Annotated in this window: 13 protein-coding genes and 1 pseudogene; 10 read left to right on the top strand and 4 right to left on the bottom strand. The window is 44.3% G+C overall.

Annotation, left to right across the window (positions count from 1 at the left end):
* The 6 genes and pseudogenes from ACK5MF_RS19660 to ACK5MF_RS19635 all read left to right on the top strand — a co-directional run.
* A pseudogene (locus tag ACK5MF_RS19660) lies at window positions 1-176 on the top strand (group II intron reverse transcriptase/maturase); the annotation flags it as partial.
* A gap of 470 nt (window positions 177-646) precedes the next feature.
* Window positions 647-2,266, top strand: coding sequence for a PTS transporter subunit EIIC (locus ACK5MF_RS19655; RefSeq protein ID WP_416924195.1), 1,620 nt, complete (start codon window positions 647-649; stop codon window positions 2,264-2,266).
* A complete protein-coding gene (locus ACK5MF_RS19650) occupies window positions 2,266-2,703 on the top strand; it encodes a hypothetical protein (RefSeq protein WP_416924194.1) in 438 nt (145 codons plus the stop codon). Before ACK5MF_RS19655 ends, ACK5MF_RS19650 begins: the two co-directional genes overlap by 1 nt.
* 535 nt (window positions 2,704-3,238) lie before the next feature.
* Window positions 3,239-4,669, top strand: a complete 1,431-nt coding sequence (gene ptsG, locus ACK5MF_RS19645; protein WP_416924193.1) for a PTS glucose transporter subunit IIBC — start codon at window positions 3,239-3,241, stop codon at window positions 4,667-4,669.
* A gap of 144 nt (window positions 4,670-4,813) precedes the next feature.
* Window positions 4,814-5,218 (top strand): hypothetical protein, encoded by a 405-nt coding sequence (locus ACK5MF_RS19640; protein WP_416924192.1) that lies wholly within the window; start codon window positions 4,814-4,816, stop codon window positions 5,216-5,218.
* A gap of 137 nt (window positions 5,219-5,355) precedes the next feature.
* A complete protein-coding gene (locus tag ACK5MF_RS19635) occupies window positions 5,356-6,072 on the top strand; it encodes an SDR family oxidoreductase (RefSeq protein ID WP_416924191.1) in 717 nt (238 codons plus the stop codon).
* Between the two features lie 53 nt (window positions 6,073-6,125).
* Here the strand turns inward: ACK5MF_RS19635 and ACK5MF_RS19630 are convergent, their stop codons facing one another.
* The gene (locus ACK5MF_RS19630) at window positions 6,126-6,218 is read right to left on the bottom strand and encodes a MetS family NSS transporter small subunit (RefSeq protein WP_416924190.1); all 93 of its coding nucleotides are present in this window, start codon (window positions 6,216-6,218) and stop codon (window positions 6,126-6,128) included.
* The gene (locus ACK5MF_RS19625) at window positions 6,218-7,678 is read right to left on the bottom strand and encodes a sodium-dependent transporter (protein WP_416924189.1); all 1,461 of its coding nucleotides are present in this window, start codon (window positions 7,676-7,678) and stop codon (window positions 6,218-6,220) included. The genes ACK5MF_RS19630 and ACK5MF_RS19625 overlap by 1 nt, the downstream gene beginning before the upstream one ends.
* 683 nt (window positions 7,679-8,361) lie before the next feature.
* On the opposite strand from ACK5MF_RS19625, the gene ACK5MF_RS19620 reads away from it, so the two are divergent.
* From ACK5MF_RS19620 to ACK5MF_RS19605, 4 genes are all read left to right on the top strand, one after another.
* Window positions 8,362-8,451 (top strand): YnhF family membrane protein, encoded by a 90-nt coding sequence (locus ACK5MF_RS19620; RefSeq protein ID WP_416924188.1) that lies wholly within the window; start codon window positions 8,362-8,364, stop codon window positions 8,449-8,451.
* 18 nt (window positions 8,452-8,469) lie between these two features.
* Window positions 8,470-9,654 carry a patatin-like phospholipase family protein gene (locus ACK5MF_RS19615; protein WP_416924187.1) on the top strand — a complete coding sequence of 395 codons (1,185 nt, stop codon included), beginning with the start codon at window positions 8,470-8,472 and terminating at the stop codon, window positions 9,652-9,654.
* 267 nt (window positions 9,655-9,921) lie between these two features.
* The gene (locus ACK5MF_RS19610; RefSeq protein ID WP_416924186.1) at window positions 9,922-11,139 is read left to right on the top strand and encodes an ROK family protein; all 1,218 of its coding nucleotides are present in this window, start codon (window positions 9,922-9,924) and stop codon (window positions 11,137-11,139) included.
* A gap of 226 nt (window positions 11,140-11,365) precedes the next feature.
* Window positions 11,366-12,307 (top strand): chemotaxis protein CheV, encoded by a 942-nt coding sequence (locus ACK5MF_RS19605; RefSeq protein ID WP_416924185.1) that lies wholly within the window; start codon window positions 11,366-11,368, stop codon window positions 12,305-12,307.
* A 41-nt stretch (window positions 12,308-12,348) separates the two neighbouring features.
* On the opposite strand, the gene hpt is transcribed toward ACK5MF_RS19605, so the two are convergent.
* Together hpt and ACK5MF_RS19595 are read right to left on the bottom strand one after the other, a co-directional pair.
* On the bottom strand, window positions 12,349-12,885 hold the full coding sequence (hpt, locus tag ACK5MF_RS19600) for a hypoxanthine phosphoribosyltransferase (RefSeq protein ID WP_416924184.1): 537 nt from the start codon (window positions 12,883-12,885) through the stop codon (window positions 12,349-12,351).
* A gap of 8 nt (window positions 12,886-12,893) precedes the next feature.
* Entirely contained in the window at window positions 12,894-13,511 is a 618-nt protein-coding gene (locus ACK5MF_RS19595) for a hypothetical protein (RefSeq protein ID WP_416924183.1), read from the bottom strand.
* Window positions 13,512-13,805 lie beyond the last annotated feature (294 nt).

The following is a 13,805-nucleotide window of genomic DNA, read 5'->3' as shown; positions in this document are numbered from 1 at the left end:
TTGGATATAAGCCGCCGTTTAGATTTATCCGAATGAGTAGTTGGAGAAATGCGCAAAGTCCTCTAGCCAGTTATGCGATGCCAAACCAATGGTTCAACGAACTGGGGTTGGTAAATCTTGAGCAAGTAGGAACAGGGTATGTGTTTAGCAATTATGCTGAATGGAAGTATGCATGAGCCGTATACGAGGTCCGTACGTACGGTTCTGTGAGAGGGATGAGGCGGTAACGCCTCACCCTACTCGATTTATAGCAAAAATTGTCGGGTTGCAAAGAATGATCTATTGTTTACTAAATATGTTGATTTTGAGAGCCATAATCAAACTAATGTAAATTTGTTATATAAAATAACATTATACTTAATCTTATTTACGCATTTAAATGAATTTAACGATAAGAAATTAATATAATACAGTTAGTTATATTGGTGTTGGTGATTTTTTCTGCTGCGGTAGATTGTGATCTATCTATTATTTTGAGACTAAAATAAATCATCTTCTAGAAACCGGTACCATCAAAACGATATATTTAGGGGCGGAAAATATATCGATAGTATTCGCTGTATTTTTTATAGAAGCGAGCATTTAGGCTACGGGGGTGTGCCGCTGGCTTCTAGGATTCTAAAAACTTAAACAGGAGCATGAACTAATGAAAAGTTTCTTTAGCAAACTTTCACAGTCCATCATGTTACCAATCGCACTGCTGCCAGCTGCGGGTATCATGTTGGGTATCGGGGGTAGTTTCACCAACCCTACAATGATTGAAGCGTACAATATTGGCGCTCTTCAAAACGGAACTGTACTTAACAGCTTCCTACAAATTATGACTGCAGCCGGCGACATCGTGTTTGCAAACCTTCCAGTAATGTTTGCATTGGCAATTGCCGTTGGTTTTGCTCGCGCAGAAAAAGGTGCTGCAGCACTAGCTGCATTGATCTCTTACCTAGTAATGAACGTAGCTATCGCTAAGACGCTGTCAGTTACTGGTATGATCAATACTGATACAAACACAGTCATTCTAATGGGCAGCGAATACGCTGGTGTTCTTGCTAACGCTCTGGGTATCACTAACACACTAAGTATGGGGGTGTTCGGTGGTCTGATTGCTGGTGCAGTGACTGTTGTGCTTCACAACAAATACCACGATGTAAAACTGCCTGATTACCTAGGCTTCTTCGGCGGCGCACGTTTCGTTCCAATCATCAGTGCATTCGCTGCATTGTTCTACGGTATCGTTCTAACTTTCATCTGGCCATTCTTCGGTGCTGCTTTTGGTGCTATCGGTGCGGCTTTGGGTGAAATGACAGGTGCTGGCTACGGTTACATTGCCTCTTTCATCTTCGGTATTATTGAACGTTCACTAATCCCTGTGGGTCTTCACCATGTATTCTACCTACCACTATGGCAGACAGAGGTTGGTGCAACGGCAGAGATCGCTGGTGAGTTAGTTAAAGGTACTCAGAACATCTTCTTCCGTTCTTTAGCAGCAGGTGACTTCTCCCAATTCACTTCAACTAACTTCATGACAGGTAAATTCCCATTCATGATGTTTGGTCTTCCAGCTGCTGCGTACGCTATGTATACATTAGCGGATGCTGAAAACAAGAAAGCTGCGGGTGGTTTGTTATTCTCAGTTGCGCTTACTGCATTCCTAACCGGTATTACAGAGCCAATCGAATTCACATTCCTATTCCTGGCTCCAGCGCTTTACTACGCGATTCACGTTCCTCTAGCTGGTCTGTCATTCATGCTAATGGATATGCTAAACGTTAAAGTAGGTATGACATTCAGTGGCGGTTTCATCGACTTCTCGTTGTTCGGTATCCTTCCTGGTGTAACGGGTGTTAACAACCATTGGTACTTTATCCCAGTTGTGGGTATTGCATACGCGTTCATTTACTTCTTTGTATTCCGTTGGTTTATCGTTAAGTTCGACGTGAAAACCCCAGGTCGTAAAGGTAGCGCGGTAGCAGTAGTATCGAAGAAAGATTACCATGCAGCTAAAAGCGGTGCGGCGGGTGATAACCAAAAAGCTAAAGATATGATCGAAGCTCTTGGTGGCGCTGAAAACATCGTTGACGTTGATGCATGTATCACGCGTCTACGTATTACTGTAAAAGATGGTGCTCAAGTGAAAGACAACGATTACTGGACTCAAGAGCTAGGCGCTCGTGGTCTTGTTAAAGTTGGTGACACTGGTATCCAAGCTATCTACGGTGCGGAAGCTGCGGGCTATAAAGCTCAAATTAACTCGCTACTTGGTAAGTAATGAGTATTGGTGACAAATTTAGAAGAACTGGCGCATTCGTCATTGATGTGATGATCGCAAAAATGTTCACACAGGTCGTGCTGTCAGTTCTTGCTTTACTCATGGCTGGTATCTTCAGTGACAAAGTCGGTGGGTTATCGTTGAACGATGATTTGGCTCTGCCTATTTTGTTGTTGATAGTGCTTGTAATGTTGTTGGTTTTTGTAGGGATATATCTTGGCTTTTGTTCAATCAGCTACAGGTTGATTGGTAAGTCATTAGGGAAGTACCTGCTGAGAATTGACAGCGGGATAGAGCGAAAGGATTTGTCATCATACATTGCTCGCGAAAAGCAGAAGATTGTTCTTTGCTTAGCAACATTAGGGGTTTATGCCGCTTACTCAGCAATTCAACTCTATATGTTTGATAAAGAACCTCTCCATGCAAGACAAGATTAATTGATTAAAGCCCGCTAAATTCGCGGGTTTTTTTACGCTTACAGTTTTTAATACCGTTCTGGAAAACTTTCTGATCAGTGAATGGGTGTCGATAAGCAAACCCTCCGAGCCATGGATGGCTCGGCGGAGCCCCATGGAAGGGTCTATGCGTGTTTGTGTTCGACACTCATTCGCTGTTCCACCGATGTTCAATCTGATCATATTTTTACTTAGACTGCTATAAGACAATTGATGTTGTTAAAAATATGCATTCGAGATGAGCTGTAAAAAATGTAACAAATAATGAAAAAGCAGACTAATCTTTTAGTAATGCGAGTTAGTTTTGCTTTTTGAGTCAGGTGGTGGGTGTTTTTTTCAAAAAATCGTGATCTATACGTATTTATCCGCTTCGAAGTTTGAAGAGTATCAATAATTTATTTTGAGCTATAAAATATAATTCACGAGTGGTTACATTTCCACTGGGTGCTAACATTTAGGCTACGGGGGTAGGCCGTTAGAACCCAAACATTCTAATAACTTAATCAGGAGCATAAACATGTTTAAAAACGCTTTTGCGAACCTGCAAAAAGTTGGTAAGTCTTTGATGCTACCAGTATCAGTACTTCCAGTTGCAGGTATTTTGCTAGGAGTGGGTGCGGCGAATTTTAGCTGGCTACCAGAAGTCGTATCACACCTAATGGAACAAGCTGGCGGTTCAGTTTTCGGCCAAATGGCACTTCTTTTCGCTGTCGGTGTCTCTTTAGGTTTCACCAATAACGATGGTGTTTCAGGTCTCTCAGCAATCGTTGGTTACGGTATCATGATTGCTACACTGAACGTCATGGCAACGGTAATGGGTGTTGAACACATCGAAACTGGTGTTCTAGGTGGTATCCTAGCCGGTGGTGTTGCTGCTTGGGCATTCAACCGTTTCTACAAAATTCAACTGCCAGAATACCTAGGTTTCTTCGCGGGTAAGCGCGCAGTGCCAATTATTACTGGTTTCTTATCCATTGGTCTTGGGGTCATCCTTTCTATTATTTGGCCACCAATTGGTAGTGTGATCGCATCTTTCTCTGATTGGGCTGCAAACCAAAACCCTGTTACTGCATTCGGTATCTACGGTGTTGTTGAGCGCTCTCTAATCCCATTCGGTCTACACCACATTTGGAACGTACCATTCTTCTACGAAGCAGGTACTTGTACGACAGAAGCGGGTAAAGTTGCTCACGGTATCATGACTTGTTTCCTTACTGCTGATGATGCTACTCGTGCTGCAGGTAACGGTTTTGGTCAGCTAGCCGGTGGTTACCTATTCAAGATGTTCGGTCTTCCAGCGGCTGCGATTGCTATTGCACACAGCGCTAAACCAGAGAACCGTGCGAAAGTAATGGGTATCATGGCTTCTGCGGCTTTGACTTCATTTCTAACAGGTATTACTGAACCAATCGAGTTCTCGTTCCTATTTATCGCTCCAGTACTATATGCAATTCATGCTGTACTAGCTGGTGTGGCATACATGTTAACCAACTCTTTAGGTGTTGTTCATGGTCACACGTTCTCTAACGGTTTCATCGACTTCGTGGTTCAATCACCACGTGCTGATAACATGTTGCTACTTGTTGGCCTAGGTATCGCTTACGCTGCACTTTACTACGTAGTATTCACCTTCGTTATTCGCGCTATGGACATTAAAACTCCTGGTCGTGAAGATGACTCTGAAGGTGCAACAGCTACTTCTGGTACAGAAATGGCTGGCGAACTGGTTGCTGCATTCGGCGGTAAAGCTAACATCACTAACCTAGATGCGTGTATCACTCGTCTACGTGTATCAGTCGCTGATACTGAAATGGTTGACCAAGACAAACTTAAAAAACTTGGTGCCGCAGGTGTCGTTGTTGTATCTGGTGGTGTTCAAGCTATCTTCGGTACTAAGTCTGACAACCTTAAAACAGATATGGATGAGTGGATCCGTAACAACGGTTAATTCTCAATTATATTTTCCCCTATAAATAAAGGAGACTTCGGTCTCCTTTTTCTTATGTCCAATTTTCGACACGGATTTGACAAAAATGAAGTTAAATCTCTATACCTTTTAGGGCTTACGTCATTTATCTCCGAGAGTTTGAATATGAATAAGATAGGGATTGTTGCTTTATTGTGTGTCTGCTCTGCAAGTGCTTCAGCCGCGCAGAATAAAGGATTTGAAGTTGGTATGGCGGTTGATCAGCAACTGAGTGCGGTATTTGAAATTGACGACCAATATCGTTTTATTTTAGGTAACGACGGCGTTGCGTTCGATTATATTTTTGCGACTGGTAGTTTCGACGCTAATGTTCCTTTTGACTGGTACGTTGGCGGTGGCGCTTGGACCGATTGGGATGGTGATGACTTGGGGGTACGATTACCGTTAGGTCTCGATTGGCAAATTAACGACAAGTTTGACGTATATGGTCAGTTGCAGCCACAAGTTAACTTTGACGATGGCGCCGAACTGGAAATCGGAGCGGCTTTAGGCTTGACGTATCACTTCTGATATACCAACGAATTAATCAGTTATGTGATGGACCACCTTTTTAGTCGAATACAGTTAAACGTATTATGTAAGCGAATTGTTTCAGCTATACATTACATGGCTGAATATCGTTTTACTTAAGCGAGCTTAGATACTTGATGTTGGATGTAAAAAACAAAAACTTTATCGTCACTGGCGCGACTTCCGGAATTGGGCGTTTACTGACACTACGATTGCTTGAACTGGGGGCGAATGTCGCGTTTTGCGGACGGTCTGAAAGTAAGCTAGATAAACTGGTTTCAGAATTATCAGAATTTGACAGCCAAATCTATTATCAGGCGTTTGATGCAACCAACTTTGAATTGATAGAACAATTTGTCGCTTCTTCTATTCGTCAACTGGGGCACGTCGATGTTCTGGTGAACTGTGCTGGTGCGAACACATCCAGAAGCACTATTGCTGACTTATCTGTTAGTGACCTTATGGGTTTAGTGCAACTGAACATGTTGTCGCCATTTGTCTTTATGCAGCAAGCCTATAATACTTCGATGAAATCTCGTGGAGAGGGCATTATCATCAATGTGCTATCTACCGTATGTGATTTTTCAAATGAAGGGATCGGAGCTTATACGGCATCAAAAGCAGGGATGGATGCGTTAACGAAAGTGTTCCGCAAAGAAGCAAGAGAGCACAGAGTGAAAGTTTGTGCTATTTATCCTGGTGGAGTGGACACTCCCTTCAGAGCGGCTGAACGCCCTGAGTATTTGCATCCTGAGCAAGTGGTAAACGCCATTTTATTTATGGCAAGCCAGAAGGATATTTCTAGCGTGGACGAGTTAGTTATTCGTCCTTTGGTTGAAAAGAATTATTGTTAGCTTTAGATAGAACAAAAAACCGGCAGAAGCCGGTTTTTTACTAACTGAATGAATTACTTATTCATCGCTCTCTTGATACAGATAGCAGCGCCACCCCAAGTAATACCAAGACCAATGATCATCATAATAATTGCGCTAATAGTCATTAGTTTGCCTCCTTACGGCTGGTTAGGTTAACAAGTACACCAAATACAAGTAGAACGATAATAATTGCCCAACCTAAAGTTAGGTCGTAACCGCCGTAGCCTTCAGTGAACAGTGCGATAAATTTTGTCGCAACGATGATAGCTAACATCACTGGAGTGACAAAACGTAAACAGATGTCGAACCATACACCTACGCTGAAATCAGAAATACTGTTCACATATTTACGTACGTCAGAGACTTTTAGCAGCCAAGTCATGAGCGCGATTTCAACGAAACAGCTTGCCATGATACCTACGTTGTTTGCGAAATGGTCAACTAGGTCAAGTAGGAGTAGGCCACCGTTGGTTGCAAACGCCATTGAAATCACTAAGCCAGAACCGATAACGATGTTTGCTGCTTTTTTTCGGCTCCAGTTCAGCTTATCGATAACCGCTGAGGTGACGGCTTCCATGATTGAAATGTGCGAGCTTAAACCGGCAACAGTCAATGCTAGGAAGAATATTGGACCTAAGATGTATGGAATGGGTAGCAGGTTAATTGCTGCGGGTATTGTTACGAATGCCAGACCTACACCGGCAGAAACTACTTCTGTTAACGGTTTGCCTTGCTCTTGAGCCATGTAACCCAACACAGAGAAAATCATGATACCTGCAAGGATTGAGAAACCACAGTTGATCAACACGGTCATAAATGCGTTGTTTGTGATGTCTGATTTTTCCGGTAGGTAGCTTGAATATGCCAGCATGATTGCAAAACCAATACTTAGCGTGAAGAAGATTTGACCATAAGCCGCCGCCCAAACTTTCACATCCCAAATTTTGCTGAAGTCAGGTTGGAACATGTAGTTCACACCATCAAGCGCACCTGGAAGGAAAATCATGCGAGCAATTAAGAACAATACCATTAGGAATAATATTGGCATCATGATCTTAGATGCACGTTCGATGCCTGCTTTTACACCACCAACGATCGCAGCATAAGTGATGGCCCAAGCGATGAACATTGCGAAAGCGATGTTCCATTGAATTGAGCCTAGGTTGGTTGGTGAGTTGTCACCAAGTGCTAAGTATTCGCTAAAGAAGAATGCGTTAGTATCAGTGCCCCAACTTTGAGTAAATGACATTCCAAAGTAAGAGATTGCCCAACCGATGACTGCAACGTAATAAACGGCGATAACGGCTGCGATACCGACCTGGAACCAACCTAACCATTCAAATTTAGCATTAATTTTAGCTAGCGTAGATGGTGCTGAACCACGGTTCTTTTGACCCATACTGAACTCGAGGATCATGAATGGAATACCCGCAGTAAGTAGTGCGAAGATATAAGGAATGAAAAATGCGCCGCCGCCGTTTTCATAAGCCATGTAAGGGAAACGCCAGATATTTCCAAGACCGATTGCAGAACCCACTGCAGCCAGGATAAACCCCGCACGGGATCCCCATTGTTCTCGCTTCATGTTTAACTCCTTTACAACTCTCTGAGGTATGAAGCTTCTCTGTGGCTATCACTGATGAACATGGCTGCGGTCAATATTTTTCAGCGTTCTATAGAACAGCTTTATAGTTTACCTATCATCCATGATTCGGTGAAAAGTTAGTATTAAATTTTGTATGCCTTGAGAAAACCCAGAGTTTTATTCTTTATTATTCGATGTGTGTTTGCGAAATCTGAAATAATCAGCTACGCGTAGTATTCAGCCTACAGTTTTGTGCTGTTAATAGCAATAGATCATAAATGTTAGTTTTTTGTGTTGTTGTAGTTTTATCGGTCAGTTTATTGCTAATTAATTAGCTTAAAATATCGTCATATAGTTTATTGGTGGCTTGATGGTTGTGCATTAGTGAAATTAACAACGGATATGACTATTGAAAACAATAGTGTGTATGACTGAAAAATAAACAATCACCAGTGAATACCTCCACCATTTAGTACTATCTCCAAATATGAAAAGCAGAATTTATTCGCTTTGTATTACAACGGAATAGGGGCTTGCAATTTTTACTCTAACACCTTGCTGAATAAGCAATAAGACGATTGAGTTCTTGTGAGGGCAATTGCATAATTGTCGGTGAAAAATCAACAAATCTTGCTGACTTCCTTGTGCGGTGTTATTAATTTGTTAAGCAAAAGGAGGTTCAAATGGAAAAAAATTTAAAATTTGCAGTGATTTCTACTGTCGTTATTTTCACTGTACTTGTTGGTTTTGGGTTGATTGCTATCACACACTGACCAATAAGGGTTCTACTTATGGCGAATAGTGGAACTGTTTCTAATCTAGATAACAAAGTCGATGTCATCCGACTGTCCAAATTCATCGGCGGCAAAAACGCTCTGGTTGCTCAAGGAGGTGGTCAGCGTGGGATATTTACTGCTGGTGTATTGGATGCCTTTAATCTTGCCAACTTCGACCCTTTTGAAGAGTTTTATGGTACCTCCGCAGGTGCCCTTAACCTTTGCGCCTATCTCTGTCGTCAGCATGGCTTAGGCAAAGCGTTCATTACTGAACTCACAACGAAGCCCGAGTTTTTTCATCTGTTCAGCTATATCCGCAGAAAACAATATATGGATTTGGATTGGGCGTTGGAAAAAATCTGTGACTTTCCGTTTCAAATGGATATAGACATGGGTCGCAGAGCACTAGGTTCACGTAAAGCTTATGCGGCAGTCACATCCTCATTGGCGCTCAATGATGAATATTTCCCTATGCTGGGTAATAACTGGAAAGATGTAATGCGCGCTACTTGCGCTATTCCCCGGCTGTATCCGAAAGAAGTAAAGTTAAACAATAAGCTTTATGTTGATGGAGGAGTTTCCGCGTCTATTCCTGTGCAAGAAGCGTGGCGGCGTGAAGCGCGTTTCATCACGGTGATCAGAACCGAAGAAGTGGATGAGGAAGAGGATTTGCTAACGGCTGCTGAAAATGCCAAACAGAACGAAATAAAATGGTTAAGAGATTCATTTAATAGCATCCAAACTCAGTGGCAAAGCCGTTTAGATCTCTGGAAGCAAGACTGGAACCGATTTTTCCAACAGCAGATTGCACGATCTAAAGAACTCAAAAGTGAACAAAAGCATCTGCAAGTCCTCAATGGTGGACGATGGTTGTTTGGCGCTGACGATATCTATCGCTTGAGTCACTTATTAGGGGATAAATTCGATTCAGGATTGGCCGACCTACTTATGGTGCACTATCAGACCTACTCTTTAACCCGAGAGTTTTTAAACGAGCCGCCTGATGATGCGTTTATCGTGCAAATCGCACCAAGTAGCCCACTAAAATCCACCTCGTTGATGAGCAACAAAGAGGATCTACTTCATGATTATGAACTTGGGGTAGAGGCGGGAAATCGCTTTATTAACCTGTTCTTGCAGGCTGAAGAGCTCAAAGCAGAACGTGCTGTTCGCGCCGATTTCGGGTCGTTAGATTTTTAATTCAATGATTATGGTTATGGTATTGTTACGTAACTTCACGAAAAAATGTAAAAATTTGGCAGCAACCCATAAAGCAATGAAAATATTTCTGCTTAACAATTGAGTTTTGCAGACAGGTTCATAGAGGCAACTCAAACTCGACAATTTGACTGAATACACAAAGTTCCGAGTATATACGTGACGCTTGTCACGGGTATTTACCAAAGCCCTTCACAATTAGTTCGCAAAGTAAAAAAATTGGCAGGTTGTTGTTTTCTGGAGCGTACCATGTATATGGCTCAACCAGGCCATATTGACCATATCAAACAAGTCAATGCTGGTCGTGTATATAAATTGATTGACCAAAAAGGTCCTATTTCTCGTATCGATTTATCGAAAGAGAGCGAACTCGCGCCTGCAAGTATTACCAAAATTACTCGCGAGCTTATTGATGCGCACCTTATTCATGAAACAACGGTTCAAGAGGCTATCAGCCGTGGTCGACCTGCTGTTGGTTTACAGACTAACAACGAAGGTTGGCAATTCCTCTCGATGCGTCTTGGGCGAGGATATTTGACGATTGCACTTCACGAACTTGGTGGTGAAGTGCTGATTGACACTAAGATTGAAATTCACGAAATCGATCAAGACGATGTACTTCAGCGTCTGCTATTTGAAATTGAAGAATTTTTTCAAACTTATGCCAGTCAGCTTGATCGTGTCACGAGTATTGCTATTACTCTTCCGGGTCTAGTGAACTCGGAAAAAGGCATTGTGTTGCAGATGCCTCATTACAATGTGAGTAATCTTGCATTAGGACCTGAAATTTATAAAGCGACAGGTCTGCCAGTGTTTATCGCCAACGATACGCGCGCTTGGGCGTTGGCCGAAAAATTATTTGGTCATTCACAAGATGTTGATAATTCTATTCTTATTTCTATCCATCACGGTTTGGGTGCGGGTATTATTCTTGATGGCCGTGTTCTGCAAGGTCGTAATGGTAACATCGGTGAGTTAGGACACATCCAGATTGATCGCAACGGTAAACGTTGCCATTGTGGCAATATTGGTTGTCTTGAGACTGTTGCCAGTTCTCAAGCCATTCGTGAGCAAGTGGCTGAGCGTATTGCCAACGGTGAAGCTTCAAGTTTAAGTGAAATATCAGAAATCACTATCGAAGATATTTGTTCGGCGGCGGCTGAAGGTGACCCACTAGCGGTGGAAGTGATTGAGCAGCTTGGGGCTTATTTAGGTTCTGCGATCGCTATCGTGATTAACCTGTTTAATCCAGAAAAGATTCTGATTGGTGGTGTCATTAATCAAGCGAAAAACGTTTTGTACCCAGCTATTCAGCATTGTATCGAGCAACAAAGTTTGCCTGTTTATCATCAAGATTTGAAACTCGTTGAATCTCGGTTTTACAAGCAAGCAACTATGCCAGGTGCGGCTTTGGTGAAACAAGCCTTGTATGATGGTTTGTTATTGATGAAAGTAGTAGAAGGATAATTTTTACATTACCTTTAGTGCTATTATTTACATTTGTCCTTTGTAGCTATACTCTTCCTACTTGAAGCTGCAGCGCTTTATGTTTTGGTATGGGGACTGCGTTCGTTCACCCCAATCACATAGTTTATCTATGCTCATGGGGATTAACTCACTTGTCGCCTACCTGCAACTCCAAGTAGTTTGAGTATATACTGTTATTGAGTTTCAGTAGTCAGCGGAATTTTTTATGTCAGGTGTTTTAAATTCGGTCGATCAACGCACTAACTTGGTTGGCGAGAACCGACTTGAGTTATTGCTTTTTAGTTTAAATAGCCGTCAGCTGTTTGCTATTAACGTATTTAAAGTTAGAGAAGTGATAAAAGTCCCTACTTTGACTAAAATGCCGGGCTCTCATCCCAATATTACAGGAGTGGCCACTCTACGTGGTGTTCCCGTGCCGATTATCGACTTACGCCAAGCGATTGGTTTTCCTCCATCTCGGTTAGAAAAACCAGAGCAGAACTTGATTATTACGGAGTACAACCGTACCACTCAAGGCTTCTTGGTTGGTCAAGTGCGTAATATTGTTAACACGACATGGACGGAAATTGAGCCGCCGCCAAAATCTGCGGGTCGTGCAACTTACTTGACGGCCATTACCCAGATTAAAGACCAAGCCCAAACCAATATCGTTGAGATTATTGACGTAGAGAAAGTGCTTGCTGAGATCATTGATTACGATGTTTCGATTTCTGAAGGGCTGCTTGACCACGATATTTTGGATGAAATGGCGGGGCGTAACGTGCTTATTGTGGATGACTCTTCAACCGCAAGGAATCTGATTAAAGAGACGCTTTCACAACTTGGTCTGAATATCATTGAGTGTCGTGATGGTCTAGAAGCGTTGAACTTGCTGAAATCTTGGTGTGATGCAGGTAAGAAGATTAGCGACGAAATTCTGATGATGATTACCGATGCCGAAATGCCAGAAATGGACGGTTATCGCTTAACTCATGAAGTGCGTAGTGATCCCCGCATGAAAGATCTGTATATCACTTTGAACACATCTTTGAGTGGCAGCTTTAACGAAGCTATGGTGCAAAAGGTGGGTTGTAATCGATTCATCTCTAAGTTCCAGCCAGACTTGCTAGTACAAGTGGCTCAGGAAAGGCTAAGAGAAGTCTTATAATCATAGAATGCGCTGAATATCATATGCGCGGCGTTTGCGGATCAGGATTTGACGACGCCGACGAAGGGCAGTTCCCGAAAGGCATGGGCGACGTCCATGCCGTAGCCCACGACAAAATAGTCGGGGCACTCGAAACCGACGAAGTCGGCTGAAACCTCGGTCTGTCTGCGCATGCGCTTGTCGAGCAACACTGCCAGAGAGCAGCTCCGCGCGCCGCGCGAAAGCATCAGGTCGCGGGCGAATTTCAATGTCTTGCCCGATTCCAGAATGTCGTCGATCAGGATGACGTCGCGGCCGGAAACATCATTGTCTATGTCGCGCAGCACGCGCACTTCGCCACTTGTCGTTCCCGCTCCATAGCTGGAGATGAAGATGAACTCGACTTCCGGAGAAAGCCCGACATCGTGCATGGCGCGGATCAGGTCCGCCGCAAAGATGAAGGACCCTTTCAGGACCGATATGACGAGCAGGTCATGGTAGTCCCGCCCGGCTATCGTCTTGGCCAGTTCCAGATTGCGCCTTGCGATGGTCGAGGCCGAATAGAGGATCTCGATTTCCTTGTCTCGCACAACGGGCATGGATTTTCCTATTGATCGAATGTGACCGAAACGGTTTCGACACCGTCCATAGGCAAGTCGAGCCGTCCAGAAAAGCTGTAATTTGCGCCGGCGGGCAGCGGCGTGCGAAGACTGCCAAGCTTGTAGACCGTCGCGGCACCGGTCCTGGAGCGCACCCTGACCGCCAGATCAGGCACGCGGCCCGCCGCGCTGCCGGCGTTGTGGATGCGTCCATCGACCAGCAAGGCAGGCGTTCCATCTATGGTTCGCGTGATCGAACGGACGTCGGCGATGCGCAGGTCAGACCGGTCAGGCGCCGCGGGGCGCATCAATGCATGACCGCCCGACATCCAGAAAGCGGCAGCGACGAGCAGGCATCCTGCGGCCCAGAAAACCGGACCGCCACGCCCGGTCGTCCATTGGACGGCGGGTTTCCAGCTTCGGTCCAGCATGCCCATGCCGCCAGGCGGCTGCGCGGCCGCGGCATCGGGCTTTCCAGCTCCCTGCCCTTCCCTGCGCTCCTGCGGCCCGATCTCGACATAATCGGCGTCGACAATACCGGCGGCCGATTCGCGCGCTTCGGCGCAAAGAGACCCCGGTGTCATCATTTCGCCGGAAACAGAGCGTGCGTTAAGGGAATCAGCCATGCGAGCCGCTCTTTCATTCTTCGCGACAGTCTTAAGCGGACGTAAAGGAGAATGGTTAAGGCTTCTTAACCGAGGGCTCAAGAAGGCGATGTCGGTCCGCGAATTTAACTGTCGGTTAACCATACCGGAAGGAAGGTCGCGGGACTGTTGGCGCGGCGGCCGGAAATCCTGGGGTTTTGTGACGTGATTCGGTTCGAGAAGGTCGGCCTGCGCTATGGTCTCGCTGCGGAAACGCTCCGCGACATCTCGTTCGAGCTTCCTCAAGGCTCCTTCCTGTTTCTGAGCGGACCATCG

Origin of the sequence: Vibrio sp. (assembly GCF_047973365.1) — a bacterium.
GTDB lineage: Bacteria > Pseudomonadota > Gammaproteobacteria > Enterobacterales > Vibrionaceae > Vibrio.
This window is presented reverse-complemented; position numbering and strand designations above follow the sequence as displayed.